Annotated in this window: 16 protein-coding genes; 5 read left to right on the top strand and 11 right to left on the bottom strand. The window is 40.3% G+C overall.

What is annotated here, in order from left to right:
* Window positions 1–37 precede the first annotated feature (37 nt).
* From miaB to mutY, 10 genes are all read right to left on the bottom strand, one after another.
* Entirely contained in the window at window positions 38–1471 is a 1434-nt protein-coding gene (gene miaB / locus JKG61_RS12955) for a tRNA (N6-isopentenyl adenosine(37)-C2)-methylthiotransferase MiaB (protein WP_202103405.1), read from the bottom strand.
* 246 nt (window positions 1472–1717) lie between these two features.
* Window positions 1718–2401 carry an OmpA family protein gene (locus JKG61_RS12950; RefSeq protein ID WP_237249471.1) on the bottom strand — a complete coding sequence of 228 codons (684 nt, stop codon included), beginning with the start codon at window positions 2399–2401 and terminating at the stop codon, window positions 1718–1720.
* 108 nt (window positions 2402–2509) lie between these two features.
* On the bottom strand, window positions 2510–3268 hold the full coding sequence (locus JKG61_RS12945) for a hypothetical protein (RefSeq protein WP_202103403.1): 759 nt from the start codon (window positions 3266–3268) through the stop codon (window positions 2510–2512).
* Between the two features lie 60 nt (window positions 3269–3328).
* Window positions 3329–3733, bottom strand: coding sequence for a hypothetical protein (locus JKG61_RS12940; RefSeq protein ID WP_202103402.1), 405 nt, complete (start codon window positions 3731–3733; stop codon window positions 3329–3331).
* A 6-nt stretch (window positions 3734–3739) separates the two neighbouring features.
* A complete protein-coding gene (gene rlmD / locus JKG61_RS12935; RefSeq protein ID WP_202103401.1) occupies window positions 3740–5146 on the bottom strand; it encodes a 23S rRNA (uracil(1939)-C(5))-methyltransferase RlmD in 1407 nt (468 codons plus the stop codon).
* A 93-nt stretch (window positions 5147–5239) separates the two neighbouring features.
* Window positions 5240–5815, bottom strand: coding sequence for a TetR/AcrR family transcriptional regulator (locus JKG61_RS12930; RefSeq protein ID WP_202103400.1), 576 nt, complete (start codon window positions 5813–5815; stop codon window positions 5240–5242).
* Window position 5816: 1 nt separating this feature from the next.
* Window positions 5817–6221 carry a hypothetical protein gene (locus tag JKG61_RS12925; RefSeq protein ID WP_202103399.1) on the bottom strand — a complete coding sequence of 135 codons (405 nt, stop codon included), beginning with the start codon at window positions 6219–6221 and terminating at the stop codon, window positions 5817–5819.
* Window positions 6221–7258 carry a phenylalanine--tRNA ligase subunit alpha gene (pheS, locus tag JKG61_RS12920; protein ID WP_202103398.1) on the bottom strand — a complete coding sequence of 346 codons (1038 nt, stop codon included), beginning with the start codon at window positions 7256–7258 and terminating at the stop codon, window positions 6221–6223. Before pheS ends, JKG61_RS12925 begins: the two co-directional genes overlap by 1 nt.
* Before the next feature lie 58 nt (window positions 7259–7316).
* Window positions 7317–7766, bottom strand: coding sequence for a single-stranded DNA-binding protein (locus tag JKG61_RS12915; protein ID WP_202103397.1), 450 nt, complete (start codon window positions 7764–7766; stop codon window positions 7317–7319).
* Window positions 7767–7785: 19 nt separating this feature from the next.
* The gene (gene mutY, locus JKG61_RS12910) at window positions 7786–8835 is read right to left on the bottom strand and encodes an A/G-specific adenine glycosylase (protein ID WP_202103396.1); all 1050 of its coding nucleotides are present in this window, start codon (window positions 8833–8835) and stop codon (window positions 7786–7788) included.
* A 132-nt stretch (window positions 8836–8967) separates the two neighbouring features.
* On the opposite strand from mutY, the gene JKG61_RS23175 reads away from it, so the two are divergent.
* The 5 genes from JKG61_RS23175 (at window position 8968) to JKG61_RS12885 (ending at window position 14983) form a co-directional block, all read left to right on the top strand.
* The gene (locus JKG61_RS23175) at window positions 8968–9816 is read left to right on the top strand and encodes a M23 family metallopeptidase (protein ID WP_202103395.1); all 849 of its coding nucleotides are present in this window, start codon (window positions 8968–8970) and stop codon (window positions 9814–9816) included.
* Between the two features lie 26 nt (window positions 9817–9842).
* Window positions 9843–10274, top strand: coding sequence for a hypothetical protein (locus tag JKG61_RS12900; RefSeq protein WP_202103394.1), 432 nt, complete (start codon window positions 9843–9845; stop codon window positions 10272–10274).
* Window positions 10275–10344: 70 nt separating this feature from the next.
* Window positions 10345–12216, top strand: coding sequence for a M1 family metallopeptidase (locus JKG61_RS12895; RefSeq protein WP_202103393.1), 1872 nt, complete (start codon window positions 10345–10347; stop codon window positions 12214–12216).
* Window positions 12213–13343 carry a radical SAM family heme chaperone HemW gene (gene hemW / locus JKG61_RS12890; RefSeq protein ID WP_202103392.1) on the top strand — a complete coding sequence of 377 codons (1131 nt, stop codon included), beginning with the start codon at window positions 12213–12215 and terminating at the stop codon, window positions 13341–13343. The genes JKG61_RS12895 and hemW overlap by 4 nt, the downstream gene beginning before the upstream one ends.
* Before the next feature lie 191 nt (window positions 13344–13534).
* Window positions 13535–14983, top strand: coding sequence for a glyceraldehyde-3-phosphate dehydrogenase (locus tag JKG61_RS12885; protein ID WP_202103391.1), 1449 nt, complete (start codon window positions 13535–13537; stop codon window positions 14981–14983).
* 66 nt (window positions 14984–15049) lie between these two features.
* On the opposite strand, the gene JKG61_RS12880 is transcribed toward JKG61_RS12885, so the two are convergent.
* Window positions 15050–16303: a 3-deoxy-D-manno-octulosonic acid transferase gene (locus JKG61_RS12880; protein ID WP_202103390.1), complete on the bottom strand. Its 1254-nt coding sequence runs from the start codon at window positions 16301–16303 to the stop codon at window positions 15050–15052.
* Between the last annotated feature and the right edge of the window lie 53 nt (window positions 16304–16356).

The following is a 16356-nucleotide window of genomic DNA, read 5'->3' as shown; positions in this document are numbered from 1 at the left end:
ATAATGAGATATTTTGTTTGAATTTTTTGACTAATTATTACTCAACAATACGTCCGATTAATGTCGCAGATGTACAGCTTTCGCCTAGCACGTGAACATAATCCCCGACCTTGAACCGTGTATCCACTGGAAATACAACCATCGTATTCTGATCGTTACGACCACAATAATCTTGATCCGAACGCTTAGAAAAACCTTCGATCAATACTTTATGAACTTTTCCTACGTATTGCTGTATACGTTCTAAACTATGTTCTTGCTGTTTATTTACAACCTCTGTCAATCTTCTCTTTTTAACATCCTCAGGTATATCATCGGCATAGCGTTTCGCCGCCAACGTACCAGGCCGTTCTGAATAAGCAAACATATAAGCGAAATCATACTTCACGAAATCCATCATCGAGAGCGTCTCCTGATGTTCTTCTTCAGTCTCTGTACAAAAGCCTGTAATAACGTCTGTTGAAATCGCACACTCCGGTATAATGCGACGAATAGCCTCCACACGCTCCATATACCATTCTCTATCATACGTACGATTCATCAACTCTAGTACTCTTGAGTTGCCAGATTGTACAGGCAAATGTATATACTTACATATATTTTCATACCGTCCAATGGCATACAATACCTCATCCGTAATGTCTTTTGGGTGAGAAGTAGAGAAACGTATACGTAAATCCGGACTTACCTGAGCAACAAGCTCCAATAAGTTAGCAAAATTGACCGTCTTCGCCGGCTCTTCTCCCTCTTCGACTTTAGGCGTATATTTATAAGAATCGACATTTTGTCCCAACAACGTCACCTCACGATACCCCGCATCAAACAAATCCTGTGCTTCTTTGACAATAGAATGTGTATCTCGGCTTCTCTCTCTTCCACGGGTAAACGGTACAACGCAGAAGGAACACATATTGTCACACCCACGCATAATAGATATAAAAGCAGAAACTCCATTGGAATTTAACCGTACTGGACTGATATCTGCATACGTCTCTTCACGGGACAATAATACATTGACAGCCTTGTTCCCGTCATCTACCTTTTCAATCAAATTGGGGAGGTCACGATAAGCATCAGGGCCTACGACTACATCCACCAGCTTCTCTTCTTCAAGAAACTTGGCTTTCAGTCGCTCAGCCATACAGCCCAACACACCAACAACCATTCCTGGATTCTTCGCTTTAGCCGATTCAAACTCCTTCAAACGGTTCCGAACACGCTGTTCGGCATTCTCCCGGATAGAACACGTATTAATAAATACAACATCGGCTTCCTTGTAGTCTTTAGTTGTCTCAAACCCCTTATCGATCAATATAGACGCAACAATCTCACTGTCCGAAAAATTCATCTGGCAACCATAGCTCTCAATATAAAGCTTCCTACCATCCGATTTACCGGTTGGAGCAAACTCTAAGGCCTCTCCTTGACGATTTTCATCGTGTGTCTTTGTTGTATGTGTTAATTCTAACATAGCTTATTATAAAAGACTACAAAGTTAAAAATAAAATATCATTTTTTATGACAGTTTGGCAGAGCTTACTAAATTTTAACAAATAACCATAAGCCCTCTGCATCTACGTCTAAACAACATATTCTTATTTATTCCCTACCTGATTAAGGCTATTTATCGTTCATCGCCCATCCACTCAAAAGTATATAGATATAAAAAAAGCTCTCCATCTGGAGAGCCTTTCAAGATATCTTTAGACAAAAAATACTATTGCCCTACTTCTCTTCTCGCTTCATCCTGCATTTTCTTACTCGCAGTGATCACAATCTCCACGCGACGGTTCTGCGCACGTCCCGCTTCCGTATCATTAGATGCAATGGGCTCCGAATAGTTCTTACCTTCTGTTGCAATGCGAGATGCTGATAAACCTTGAGATACCGCATAATCTCTTACCGATCTAGCACGGTCACTAGACACCTTATCATTTGCGGCTAAGGTCCCTACATTATCTGTATGTCCGATAACTAAAATATCTGTATTCGGTTCTTTATTTAAAGTCTCGACCAGCTTTGCAATATTTGTCTTAGCATCACCTTTTAGCGTAGATTTATTAAAGTCAAACAAAATACCCGAATCAAATTTCACCAAGATAGCTTCATCTACCTTCTCCACCTCAGCACCAGCAATTGTATTTTCAATCTCTCTCGCCTGTTTATCCATTTTATTTCCGATCAGCGTACCTGCAGCACCACCAATCACTGCGCCCGCGATAGCACCTATAGCTGTATTACCAGCCTTACCACCGATCAATGCCCCAAGACCAGCGCCTGCTGTTGTACCAATAGCTCCGCCCTTAGTTGCATTATTGGCATTTTGAATAGTCGAACAGCTCCCTAATAACAATGCAGAGGTAGCCAAAGAAAGACCATACACTGCCAATTTCTGATTCATTTTCATAACTTTACAAATAATATTTTCTATATATCCCTAACTATTAAACAAAGTAAATGCCAAAAGTAAGGATAAGACATAAACCCACGACATAGCACTTCATTTTATTTAATTTTGTGGAGGAATCTCTAACTTCGGCAATTTAACAGGAGCCGGTCTGCCTTGCCCATCCCACGTTTTAAAAGAACTCACAATATAATTTAGCAGATCATATTGCCCCCAGTTCTTTGATTGTTCATAAGACGGACGGTATATCTCCATAAAATTTGTAAGCGCCTCTCCTTCCAATCCTGTATGCTCTGAAACAGCACTTTTCGTAAAAATCCGATCTACAGCAATTTCATTGACCTCACGGTTCATATATTTTTCAAACCGCTTCATATTCTTAGCCTCTCTACCAAAAAGGTTATACAACGCGGTAGCCGGACTATTTAGATACGTTCCGACCTTATTCTTACCTCCATTATAAATTCCTTTCTTTTCATAATCCCGTAGAATATCTTCCATCTCTTGTTGTCTCGTCTGGCGTGCAACTACAACTGTTTCAATCTGCATCCCTGGTTGCATTTCCAATACGACGTCATTTAAAGTGTACAACACTGTTTTTAAAGAACCATAGCCTACCTTTGTAATAGAAAGACTATCCCCAATCATTGCATCAATATAAAAAACGCCGAAATTATTCGAAGTAACCTTTCTATTCGTTTTGAGGTTGATCACATTAACATCTGCCAACCTGTTCCCTGTCCCTTTTTCCAAGATTAAACCAGAGACCTTTGGCAACTCTGTCATCTGTGCCGTGCCCCTCTGTGTAATAAAAAATAAGATGGGGAACAAGATCGTTATCTTAATAAAAAATCTAATCATTGGTACTAATGTAAACAAATATTAGACTACAGAATGTTAAAAAGTATTAAACACCTGCAACTACTTAAACGGGTAAAAAACAAAATTGGCACCTTCAGGGACAACCACAAATAAGCACATAAAATCGTCTGCCTTTTTAAAGTGCTTTTCAAAATAAGCTTTTCTATCACTTTCAATTACTCCTTTTTCCACAAATTCTTCCAATGAGCTCGCATTTATCGACCAATTTGTGTTCAGCTCGGCCTTGTCCAGTATAACCTCCCCTAAGCTCACCTCGTGCTGATGAGCGATAAAAATAGGATAAAGTGTATACCCCTCCGCAATCATCTCACCCGAAATCTCTTTTATAGACTCGCTATAAAAATCCAAATCAACTTTCAAGCTTGTTAAAGGACTATTGCCCTTCGAAGGCACGTCCTCCGCTCCATTAGTAGATTTATTATTTAAAAGATCACTTAAATCCATATTGCTTTATTTTAACTGTAGTAAAACCACATTCTCAACATGCTGTGTCTGAGGAAACATATCGACAGGCTTAATACGCACAACATCATATTTAGTACAGAGCATCTCCAAATCGCGTGCTTGTGTAGCAGCATTGCAACTGACATATACTATTTTTGCAGCCTCCATCTCCAATATGCGCTTAACAACATCAGGATGCATACCTGCCCGTGGAGGATCAGTAATCAATACATCAGGTTTACCATGTTCCGCAATAAAGTCTACCGTCAGCACGTCTTTCATATCTCCAGCAAAAAACTTCGTATTCTCGATATTATTAATCGAAGAGTTAACCTTCGCATCCTCAATCGCAGAAGGAACATACTCTACTCCAATAACCTCTTTTGCATTTCGAGCGACAAAATTGGCAATCGTACCCGCTCCCGTGTACAAATCATAGACCAACTCACTCCCCTGTAGTCCTGCAAAATCTCGTGTGATTTTGTACAGTTCATAAGCTTGGCGTGAATTTGTCTGATAGAAAGATTTTGGACCAACCTTAAACTGCAAGCCTTCCATCTCTTCATAAATAAAATCCCGACCACGGAATACCTGAATATCTTGATCAAAGATCGTATCGTTTTTCTTTTGATTGACAATGTATAATAAAGAAACTATTTCTGGAAATTGAGAGGCAATATGCTCCATTAACAGTTCCACCTGACCTTCCTCTGGATATGCAAAAACCACAATAACCATAACCTCACCTGTAGAGGAAGTACGGATAATCAAATTACGTAGCGCCCCTTCATGCATACGCAGATCATAAAAGGAAATTTTATTTTCAACAGCAAACCTACGAATAGCATTACGCAACTTATTAGAAGGTTCTTCCTGTAAGAAGCAATGCTCAATATCTAGAATTTTGTCGAATCGTCCCGGGACATGGAATCCCAAAGCATCCATATCATTCGCATCCGTAGCCTCGTCAACATTAGTCAACCAACGCTTATTCGAAAACGTATACTCCAATTTATTCCGATAGTATTGCGTCTGCTCCGAACCTAAAATAGGCTCCATGCCAGCAGTATCTACTTTACCTATACGAGACAGTGCATTATCAACACTCTGCTGTTTAAACTTCAGCTGAGCATCGTATGACATATGTTGCCATTTACATCCACCACACACTCCAAAATGAGGACAGAATGGATCAGTACGATAAGGAGATGCTGAGACGATCTCCGTAACGCGTCCCTCTGCAAAACTCTTTTTCTTGCGCTGCAACTCTACATTGACCACATCTCCCGGAATGGCTTTTTCTATAAACAGCACTAAATCGTCATGTCTTCCTACACCTTTTCCCTCCTCAGCAATATCAAAAATCTCAATATTGCTCAGGCTTCTTTTTTCTTGCGGTATTCTTCTTCCCATATGTCTGCAAAAATACATTTTTAGCAGCATATTAACAGCATCATAAAAAGGGGGAACGCACTGACAATAATAGGAAAATACAATCAGACAGCATTAAGCGATAGTCGCTTGAACCAAATAAGGTAGAATTTCCTTTTGGAAAGAAATAAAGTTCTTTTTAACATCGGCATCAGTTACCGCAGTAAAGGCAAATGAAAAGACAATGTTTTTACTGGTCTTTATCAGAAAGGTCAGCTTTTCCTCGGCGATAGTATTGCCAATAGTTTCATTTTGAATAAAAGAGCTTAGCAGCAAAAACTCAAGGTCGTCGGATAAAGTTTTCAGATACTCTTGAGCGTTGGTAGATTCACGAATAAACTCCCATCCTACAAACTCGTTACAGACCGTATAAGTTACCCGACTAACCCTTAAAATCGTATTAGCCAAAAAAGTAGGAAGATCTTTTTCACGAACACCGGAATTCAGAATATCCTGTACATTCTCCCGTATATAATCTAGGAGAACTTCGTGAAGAATAGATTCCTTAGAGGAAAAGTATTTATAGAAAGTGACCTTGGAAATCTTGGCCTGTTTAGCCAACTCATTGACACTGGTTTTGTTATAGCCATATTTACGGAACAAGTCTCGCGCAGCCCTTTTTATAACTATAACCAGATCTTCTTGACTCATATTAATTGTAAATTTTATAGAAGTCACCGGTCTTACTGACCCGATACGGTTTCAGATGACATTCCGCGATATGTGCAGGAGAACCATCCAAAAGCAACCATTTAGCACCAGAGGCACTATCCACGACTTCAAAACCATTGACTTCAACGCGATTCCGCTCCTGGATATTGACCGTACTACAACGATCATAAGCTATAACATTACCTCCATCATTGTACACAATAAGTCCACAGACACCTCCATCCGCATATACCCACCCCCCAGGTTTGTATAGATTAGGATGGGATCCCTGCGTGACCGTTATTTGAAACGTCACATTAGGCACAATATTGCATCCTCCACTCCCACAACTCCAAAAGAAGACACTTAAAAAGGTGAATGCAATATAAATGCTGATATGCTTCATTATATAATCTCTGTTTCAAACTGCGACAGAAACCGCGTATCATTCTCAGAGAAAAGACGTAAATCTTTTATTTCATACTTCAGATTGGTAACACGCTCTATTCCCATCCCAAATGCAAAACCACTATACTTCTTACTATCAATACTACAATTTTCTAACACATTGGGGTCTACCATTCCACACCCAAGGATTTCGACCCATCCAGATCCCTTGCATAGGTTGCACCCTGTACCTTTACAGATCGTACAGGAAATATCCATCTCAGCAGATGGTTCTGTAAATGGGAAATAAGAAGGGCGGAAACGCACTTTCGTTCCCTCTCCATACAGCTCTTGTACAAAATGAAAAAGTGTTTGTTTTAAGTCAGCAAACGAAACATTTTCATCTACATACAAACCTTCCACCTGATGAAAAAAACAATGTGCTCGAGAAGAAATAGCCTCATTCCGGTATACACGCCCTGGCATAATGGCACGGAAGGGAGGTTTCCCCATCTCCATCATACGGACTTGCACCGAAGAGGTATGTGTACGTAGAGCGATATCATTACCTTCCTGCTTCTTAATAAAGAAGGTGTCTTGCATATCACGAGCGGGATGCTCCGGTGGGAAGTTCAGGGCAGAAAAGTTATGCCAATCATCCTCTATTTCTGGACCTTCAGACACCACAAATCCAAGCTTTTTGAAAATTTCAACAATCTCCTTACGAACCAGAGATAGCGGATGTCGAGACCCCAACTCTATTCCTTCACCAGGAAGCGTCAAATCCCCCTCTTTCCTTTCTAAATCACCACTAGATTGCTGAAACTCCACTTGAGCTTCTTGAAATCTATCCTCTGCCAATTGTTTAAATTCATTCAAGACCTTACCCAAAACTCGCTTCTCTTCAACAGAAACAGTTTTAAACTCTTCAAACAAACTTTTTACGATACCTTTAGAAACCAAAAACTTCAAACGGAAAGCCTCTACATCGGCTGCCGAACCTGGAGCAAACTGCTCAATCTCTTGTGTATACTGCTTAATCTTATCTTGCAACATAAAGCCAAAGATACGGCAAAAAATAAAATTTCAAGAACGCCTTCCTATTATTTATCGTTTAAAAAGGAAGGCCGTCGTCTTCGTCATTATTTTCAGTGAAATCGACTTGTTGTTCCTGTGCCTGTGCCTGTGCCTTTTTATCGCTTGCCACTGGGGAATTAGCATTATTTTCAAAATCCGAACGACGCCCAAGCAGATTAAAACTCTCAGCAACTATCTCTGTCGCAAATCGACGGATACCTTCACGGTCTTCGTAGCTTCTCGTACGAAGCCTACCTTCAATATAAACTAGACGTCCCTTCGTTAGATATTTAGCTGCAACATCAGCCAACCCTCTCCACATAACAACAGTATGCCATTCGGTTTGTTCGACTCTCTTGCCATCTCTATTAAATGTTTCAGAAGTAGCTAGAGGAAAACTAGCAACACTAATATTCCCTTCTAAATAACGTAGCTCAGGATCTTTCCCCAGATGACCCACTAAAATAACTTTGTTGACACTTGACATAATAATTTAGGAATTTGATTTAGTCTTTAAAATACTTATCTATGAAAGAAAAAATAAGTTTATGCTTAGCTAATTTATCCAAATTTTCTAAAAAAAAATAATGCCAGGTATCTTTTTTTTCCAAAACACTCTTCGCATCAGGTAATCTAAAAAATCGGGCATAGATATTCTGATGACTCAGCACATGTTTGGTTATTCCACCTATAGGTTCTACCACAGTACTACCGAAAAAAAACCGATACTCGTCTGTGCGCATCAAAGTTTCGAGATCAAGATCCTCCCTCGTCTCTAGGAGTGGAAATTCATACATGTTTGCCCAAACATCATCCCCTCCACGTCGAGCCATCAACACCAAACCATCTTCTTCAACCAAAAAATAATTGAAATAACGATCTCTGGATTTTTTGGACTTAATCTTAACGGGGAGAAGCGCTACAGAGCCCTCTTCAAAAGCTGCACATTCTCCACGAAACACACAAGACTCACAAAGAGGTGCTTTCGGCTTGCAAACAGTAGCTCCAAAATCCATAATAGCATGATTATAGGTGCCAGGATCTATCGTACTGATCAAATCCTGAGCGAGGGATTGAAACAGCTTTTTACCTTCGGTACTGTTGATAGCTGTCGAAATTCCAAAAACACGCGAAAGCACTCGAAACACATTCCCATCCAATACAGCTTTACTTTCTCCTACAGAAAAAGAAGAAATTGCTGCCGCCGTGTATTCTCCGATCCCTGGTAAGCGCAAAAGACTATCATAATCAACAGGAAATTCCCCTTTTAGTTCATATGCAACAATCTTAGCAGTTTTGTGCATATTTCTAGCGCGCGAATAGTAACCTAGCCCCTGCCACAATCTTAGCAGTTCATCTTCGCTAGCTTCAGCAAAGTCCAGAACGGTCGGAAAATGCTCTCTAAAAGTATAAAAATAGGGCAATCCCTGCTCTACTCTAGTCTGTTGAAGAATGATCTCTGACAACCAAATAATGTAGGGGTCCCGGGTCTTCCTCCAAGGTAAATCGCGTCCCTCTGACTGATACCATATTATAAGTTTACTTGCGAACGACATAGCACAAAAATGAACATTTTTAACATACTTTAACAATAACATATTGAAAATCAACAACAACAAATTGATACTTAAGCACATAATATGTACTTTTGCAGGCACCGTATGTAATACCCAATAAAAGTTGAGAATATGTTAAAGAAGAAATCATCTGTATTGATTTGCATAGAGGGACATAAAGACAAGAGCCTACTTGTCCCCACATTTATTGTAAAGAACTTAAAAAATATTACGCTGTTACTGCTAGCCGTTATTGTTACACTTGCCGGCTCGCTCCTCTATATGTCACATAGACAAGAGAAAGAGCTAAACTCTAGGTATGAGGCTACATTGAATCAAATAAATCAGAAAAACCGCCAGCTGACTTTAAAGAAAAATGAGACCGAGCGCGGAATAATAGAAGCAAAAAGATCATTTAACAAGATAGACTCGACACTCACAATCATCAATCAAAAAATGAAAAAGCGGGGGCTAAAAACGATTGCACTACAAAACGCAGGAGGCCCAATCGAACCGGATGAGGAAAACATCGATCTGCTTAGCGAATATTACGAAGAAGCCCTAAAAGATCTGGACTACAAGCTATCCAGTCTGCCCATCGGTATACCACATAACGGCAGGGTAACATCCAAATTTGGATACCGAGCCAATCCCTTTACGAATAGAGGCCGAGAAATGCACTCCGGCGTCGACCTAAAAGGTAACACGGGAGACCCTATAAAAGCCACAGCATCCGGAAAGGTTACTTTCTCTGGATATGAAGGGGAGTATGGAAATGTTGTCAAAATAAAACATAAAAATGGATACGAAACCCGATATGCCCATCTCTCAAAAACCAAAGTAAAGAAAGGTGAAACTGTAGATGCAGGTAAAACTGTAGGTTTATTAGGAAGCACCGGCAGAAGCACAGGGCCCCATTTACATTACGAGATTTTAAAAGACGACAAAAAGATAAATCCTGAAAAGTATTTCAAACTATAGGCCCAAAAGTTCGCTATCTTTGTTTGATGAATCAAACTTTCCAGATCAATACACTCCATAGAGGAAAATATATGCTTTGCTTTTTTCTACTGCTGTTTACCATCGGCGGCATCAGTTCTTATATTCCTCTTGATGAGATCTATAAAATCATCATTGTACTTTTAACTATTCCCGCCATCTTATATATAGCCGTAAAAGTAAGTCAACGCCCCTCCATATGGACGTTAACCCCAGAAAGTCTAACCGTTGCTTTCTCTGAACAGGTATCTGTCTATCCCATTATAGAGATCGATCACCTACGAAGCCTTACCCGTTCCGGTGGCAATCTATATGTTATCTATATGCGAAAAGAAAAACCAACCAGATACTGGCGGAACAAGCTCTTTCAGGCTGACGATGACAACCTCCTAATGCACGAAGCCCTTTTACAGAGCAATATCGAATATTTTAAATTCTAAGAACCCCGTAACACTTCTTTTTCAACTCCGTATTGACCAAAATTTACCTGGGTTTTTGTATGTTTGAAAGATGAAGTCAAAAGTTTTCTTATTAGCATTAATAGCCTTAATTGGCACTCACTCAACCTTTGCTCAGCGCAAAGGCTATTGGCAGCAACACGTCGACTACAAAATAGATGTCGATGTCGACGAGAAAAACTACCAGTACGATGGAACGATGACCCTCAAGTACACCAATAATTCAGGCCTGCGTTTATCCAAAGTATACTTCCATCTCTACTTCAACGCTTTTCAACCAGGAAGTATGATGGACTATAGGTTAGCTAACATTGCTGATCCCGACAGCAGGATGACCACAAACATAGGCACCAAAGATAACCCGAAACGGGAAAGTCGTATCGCTACACTCACCCCAGAGCAAATCGGTTACCAAAAGATCAAAACCTTGTCTATGAACGGAAAAAAAACCAATTTCAAGACAGATGGAACATTGTTAGAAGTCACACTTCCAGAAGCAATAGCAGACGGAGCAACGGCTTCCTTTGAACTGACATGGACTGCTCAGGTTCCCGAGCAAATCAGACGAACGGGACGAAATTCTAAAGAAGATGTCGCTCTTTCCATGGCACAATGGTACCCCAAAATGGCACACTTTGACGAATTCGGATGGCATCTAGATGAGTATGTAGCCCGAGAGTTTGTTGCCCCTTTTGGAAATTTTGACGTTTCCATACACTTAAACAAAAACTATATAGTCGGTGCATCTGGTGTATTACAGAACCCAAGCGAAGTAAAAGGTTATCGGCACAAAGCAAAAATTAAGACGGAAAACAATAAAGCTACCTGGCATTATAAGGCTGAAAACATACACGATTTCGTATGGGCTGCTGATCCAAAATTTGTCGTCGATTCGACTAAAAACAAAAATGGAACGACACTTTATACCGTCTACATTCCTACCAATGACTCCATCGTAGCGAACTGGAAACAAGCCCTAGGTCTTGCTGCTGATTTTTTTGACATGTGTGGTCAAAAATTCGGGCCATACCCCTGGCCTACATACACCATCATCCAAGGAGGCGATGGCGGGATGGAATATGGAACCGCAACCTTAGTGACCGGAGGCAGAAATATAAAAAGCCTCGTCGGTGTGATCTTCCACGAAGCGGCCCACTCTTGGTATCAACATCTTTTCGGAATCAATGAAACAGTAGACGAATGGTTTGACGAAGGTTTTACCAGTTATGTAGAAGAGCTAGGTATGCAACAACTTTTCTATAAAAAGGGAACTCTGGAAACGAACCCAATGATAGACGCCTATCGTGCTTACTATAAATTGGCCTTATCAGGGAAAGAAGAACCAATGAGTCTCCTTGCGGATTACTACAACACCAATTACGGCTATAGCAACCAAGCCTATAACAAGGGAGCTGTCCTCGCGGAACAACTTGGCTATATCATAGGAAAATCGAATTTAGATAAGACATTTTTGAAATTCTATGATATATGGAAATTCAAACACCCCACACCCAATGATTTCAAGCGAGTTGCAGAGGACATCTCAGGAATCAATCTCAAATGGTACTTCAACCTGTTCGTCAACACCACACGGCATATAGATTACGGCATTCAACAGGTAACAGCCAATCATGTTACCCTGCAGAACAAATCGAATCTTGCAATGCCGCTAGATGTACTGATTGAGTATGAGGACGGCACTAAAGAACTATTTTATATCCCTCTGCGAGAGATGCGTGGCGAAAAACCGGCTGAAGACTATACTATTTATCAAAATGTAAAAAGAACTATTCTGGAAGATTGGAATTGGACTGTGCCAACATACACGTTTCCTGTATCTAAAACACCTTCCAAAATATGGATAGATCCGACACAACGTCTTGCAGACATCGAGTCGAGCGACAATTACTATGAGCGCAAATGATATATTTCCACATTCCATTCTGCAAACAGGCATGTCACTATTGTGATTTCCATTTCACAACCTCATTAAAGTACAAAGAAGATTTACTGCTAGCTCTGCATAAAGAGCTAGCAGCTCGCTCCCATTATATAGAAGACAGACGAATACATTCCATCTACTTCGGCGGGGGGACACCTTCGATCCTAGAGGCTTCAGAGATACAACAGATCATTGATCAAGTCGCCCGCCATTTCGATATAGATTCGCAGGCAGAAATCACAATGGAAGCGAACCCGGACGATCTTACTTCAGAAAAAACAAATGCATTAAGACAGACTTCGATCAATAGGTTTAGTATCGGTATTCAATCCTTTTTCGAAGAAGATCTCTTGTGGATGAATAGAGCACACAATGCGCAAGAAGCCGATACAGCAATCAAAAGAGTTCAAGATGCAGGTTTCGAAAATATAACCTGCGACCTCATCTATGGGTACCCTCTACTGTCCAATGAGAAATGGTCGAGTAATATCAACAAACTCATACAACTGGAAGTACCCCATATCTCCTCTTATGCGATGACCGTCGAACAACGAACAGCACTAGCGCATCAAATCAAATCCGGAAAGACTCCAGCCATTTTAGACGAACAAGCTGAAGTGCAGATGCAGATGCTTATGGAAACACTCACATCACACGGATATGAGCACTATGAGATTTCTAATTTCGCAAAAAACGGAAGCTATGCGATACATAACACCAACTATTGGAAAGGTAAGCATTATTTAGGCATCGGCCCCTCAGCACACTCATACAATGGTGTATCACGCAGTTGGAATATCGCCAACAACGCAAAATACATGGCCGCCTTACAGGACAACACCTCCTACCAAGAGGTTGAACAGCTCTCCTTAATAGATTCCTACAATGAATATATCATGACTTCACTGCGGACTATGTGGGGGGTAGAGCTTCGAGAGATAGAAGAGCGCTTTGGAACAGATTTACAGTCACATTTTCTACGTGAAATTACATTATTCGTCGAACAACAAAAAGTCCAATCAGAACCTAATGGCTCCTATAAACTGACACGCGAAGGCAAACTATTCGCAGATTTTATAGCCTCAGAGCTTTTTTTCATACCAAAATAATGCACCGACAGCTTTTCAAGGCATTAAATAAGCGCACTTATTTTAAATAATCCGCAACAAAACAGGATTAATAATAAGAAAATAAAAAAGAAAAACCTTAAAAGCATTTCATTTTTATCAATTCTTTAAAATCTTTCGCTCTTTACCTTTTTATTCCCCTATTTTTGTCCCATAAAGTTATAGCAAGAATTATGGTACAAAAATCGACTTTTGAGTCTGAAATCAAAAGTTACAAAAGTAAACAGAACGCGGCTGTTAAACTGGTACAGATTGTCAGCAATCTATGGTACAACCACTCTATTGAATTAGTCTTCTTCAGAAATCAACTTTTCGATCGTAGAGTAAGTCGCATTCTCACCTTGCATCAAGAATCTAAGGCGCTATCCGATAGTCCAATCAGTATTTTTGAAACATTGCAGATAGCGGAATCTATGCAGCATTTAAAGCTGGCACCTTCCCGTTTAGATATTGGCAAGCTAGCTTTAGAAGTTCGGAATCAAAATATAGAAGAAGAAAACATTCTATACTTTATCAAGAAGGAACTACTTTCGGCACAAGAGCATAAATCTTTTGCACCAAAAGATGTTGTCCTGTATGGTTTTGGCAGGATAGGACGTCTACTGGCACGTGAACTAATCAGCAAGGCTGGTGCTGGGCATCAATTACGCCTCCGTGCTATCGTGACACGTGATAATGTAGACCTCAAAACGTTGCAAAAAAGAGCAACACTACTTCAAAATGACTCTATCCATGGAGATTTTGAGGGGGTAGTCGAAGTTGACGAAACAAAGGGAGCATTAATCATAAACGGAGCAACCGTCTACATCATATCCGCAAAAAATCCGGAAGAGATCGATTATACCAAGTATGGTATCGAGAATGCGTTGGTCATCGATAACACAGGAGCATTTAGGGATAACGAAGAGTTAGCAAGACATCTTACCGCCAAAGGAGCATCCCAGGTTCTACTGACAGCTCCAGGCAAAGGCGTACCCAATATTGTATACGGCGTCAACAATGACATGATCGATTTGGAAAATACAACGATCTTTTCTGCCGCTTCATGTACCACCAATGCCATCTCTCCAATTTTGGAAGTCGTCCAACGTACCCTTGGCATCAAACACGGCCATATAGAGACCATACACTCGTATACCAATGACCAAAACTTGGTCGACAACATGCATAAAAAGACCAGAAGAGGTCGTGCAGCAGCACTGAATATGGTCATCACAGAAACCGGAGCAGGTTCTGCTGTTGCAAAAGTATTGCCCGAACTGGCTGGAAAACTGACTTCCAATGCCATACGTGTACCCGTTCCTAATGGATCACTGGCAATTTTGAATCTTGAGCTTAACAAAAAAACAAGCGTAGAGGAACTCAACAATATTCTAAAGGAAAGCGCCCTATATGGTAGTCTGGTAGAACAGATCAAATTTTCAGACAATGTCGAACTGGTCTCTTCCGATATTATAGGTACTTCCGCCGCTTCTGTTGTGGATGCCCCGGCGACCATAGTTTCAGCAGATGGTAAGCATGTCAATCTGTATGTGTGGTATGATAATGAATATGGCTATACACATCAAGTCATGCGTCTTGCACGACATATCGCAGGAGTAAGAAGATATACTTACTACTAAGTCAATTACGTCCAATTTTCAATTTTTTAATAAATTGAGGCTGTCCTTAGGGGCAGCCTCTTCTTTTTAGAGGGACTTCGTCAAAAGCTCTTCTGTCTCTAGGTACTTCATAATAATCTGGGTAGCGCCAGCACGTTGTTTCACATACTCCAACGCGGCAGTCCCTATTTCGCGTCTTTTCTCTACATCTTGGAGTGCCACAAACACCTCCTGCAATTCGGTATTATTAGAAATAGAAAAACCTATCATTAGAGTAACCAGATCCACAGCTTCCTGAAATTTCTCGTATTTCGGGCCGAATATAACCGGTTTACCATAAGTTACAGCTTCTAATGTATTATGGATGCCTGCTCCAAAACCACCTCCAATATAAGCTATATCTGCATAGTGGTACAGCGAAGACAACATACCTATGTTATCAATGACCAACACCCTAGCTTCCTGAACCTCCTCCACACTATAGGCGGAAAATTGTGAATAAAGGATACTTTTGGGAAACAACTTCTTAATCTCAGCAATATGATCAGCATGTATCTCGTGCGGAGCCAAAATCAAGCACCAATTTCCTGCTTTTATAATCAATTGCTGCAAGAGCTCTTCATCCTTTTGCCAAGTACTTCCAGCAACAACTGCATGCTGTCCGTTCAGGAAAGAGGACACAACAGGATTTTCTTGATGCACTTTTGGAAGCTCTACGACTCTATCAAAACGCGTATCCCCAGCCAACCCTGCATTGGTAATACCAATCCATTTCAGCATATGGACAGAATCCATATTCTGTGTAAAGAAAAATGAAACTTTCTTCAAAATACCTCTATAGAAACCTCCATAAGGTTTAAAAAAAAGTTGCTGTTCTCTGAAAATTGCAGAAATCATCAATAATCGAATATCTTGCTTCTTCAGTTCGTTGAAATAGTGATACCAATATTCGTATTTCGTAAAAACCGCAAACTTTGGCTGAATAGCCTCAATAAAACGGCGAGCATTATGCTTGGTATCTACCGGAAGGTAAAACACATACTCCGCCAGATTCGTATTTTTCCTTATTTCAAATCCCGAGGGGGAGAAGAATGTTATTACAATTTTTTCCTGTGGAAAACTTTTTTTTATCTGCTCCAAAACAGACCGTCCTTGCTCAAACTCGCCCAGAGAAGCAAAATGGAACCATATATAACGATGACCCTTTTCAATCGTTTGTTCTATCTCAATCACCCCGCCTTTCCGACCATCTATCCATAGCTTGGCTTTGGGGTGAAATAACGAAACAACCCGCAAAAGCAAGGTATAAAGTCCAATCCCCAAATCGTACAACAATCGCATATTGTGAAATAATACTTATCTTCGTCAAAGATATTAAACCTTTTCTAATTCGA

Source organism: Sphingobacterium faecale, from assembly GCF_016746095.1.
GTDB classification, from domain to species: Bacteria; Bacteroidota; Bacteroidia; order Sphingobacteriales; family Sphingobacteriaceae; genus Sphingobacterium; species Sphingobacterium faecale.
The sequence above is the reverse complement of the archived record's forward strand: the minus strand, read 5'-3'. Positions and strand labels throughout refer to the sequence as shown.

Excerpts from the sequence above, each read along its gene's own strand:
- miaB (WP_202103405.1), bottom strand. The coding sequence starts at position 1,471 with ATGTTAGAATTAACACATACAACAAAGACACACGATGAAAATCGTCAA.
- JKG61_RS12950 (WP_237249471.1), bottom strand. The coding sequence starts at position 2,401 with ATGAATCAGAAATTGGCAGTGTATGGTCTTTCTTTGGCTACCTCTGCA.
- JKG61_RS12945 (WP_202103403.1), bottom strand. The coding sequence starts at position 3,268 with ATGATTAGATTTTTTATTAAGATAACGATCTTGTTCCCCATCTTATTT.
- JKG61_RS12940 (WP_202103402.1), bottom strand. The coding sequence starts at position 3,733 with ATGGATTTAAGTGATCTTTTAAATAATAAATCTACTAATGGAGCGGAG.
- rlmD (WP_202103401.1), bottom strand. The coding sequence starts at position 5,146 with ATGGGAAGAAGAATACCGCAAGAAAAAAGAAGCCTGAGCAATATTGAG.
- JKG61_RS12930 (WP_202103400.1), bottom strand. The coding sequence starts at position 5,815 with ATGAGTCAAGAAGATCTGGTTATAGTTATAAAAAGGGCTGCGCGAGAC.
- JKG61_RS12925 (WP_202103399.1), bottom strand. The coding sequence starts at position 6,221 with ATGAAGCATATCAGCATTTATATTGCATTCACCTTTTTAAGTGTCTTC.
- pheS (WP_202103398.1), bottom strand. The coding sequence starts at position 7,258 with ATGTTGCAAGATAAGATTAAGCAGTATACACAAGAGATTGAGCAGTTT.
- JKG61_RS12915 (WP_202103397.1), bottom strand. The coding sequence starts at position 7,766 with ATGTCAAGTGTCAACAAAGTTATTTTAGTGGGTCATCTGGGGAAAGAT.
- mutY (WP_202103396.1), bottom strand. The coding sequence starts at position 8,835 with ATGTCGTTCGCAAGTAAACTTATAATATGGTATCAGTCAGAGGGACGC.
- JKG61_RS23175 (WP_202103395.1), top strand. The coding sequence starts at position 8,968 with ATGTTAAAGAAGAAATCATCTGTATTGATTTGCATAGAGGGACATAAA.
- JKG61_RS12900 (WP_202103394.1), top strand. The coding sequence starts at position 9,843 with ATGAATCAAACTTTCCAGATCAATACACTCCATAGAGGAAAATATATG.
- JKG61_RS12895 (WP_202103393.1), top strand. The coding sequence starts at position 10,345 with ATGAAGTCAAAAGTTTTCTTATTAGCATTAATAGCCTTAATTGGCACT.
- hemW (WP_202103392.1), top strand. The coding sequence starts at position 12,213 with ATGATATATTTCCACATTCCATTCTGCAAACAGGCATGTCACTATTGT.
- JKG61_RS12885 (WP_202103391.1), top strand. The coding sequence starts at position 13,535 with ATGGTACAAAAATCGACTTTTGAGTCTGAAATCAAAAGTTACAAAAGT.
- JKG61_RS12880 (WP_202103390.1), bottom strand. The coding sequence starts at position 16,303 with ATGCGATTGTTGTACGATTTGGGGATTGGACTTTATACCTTGCTTTTG.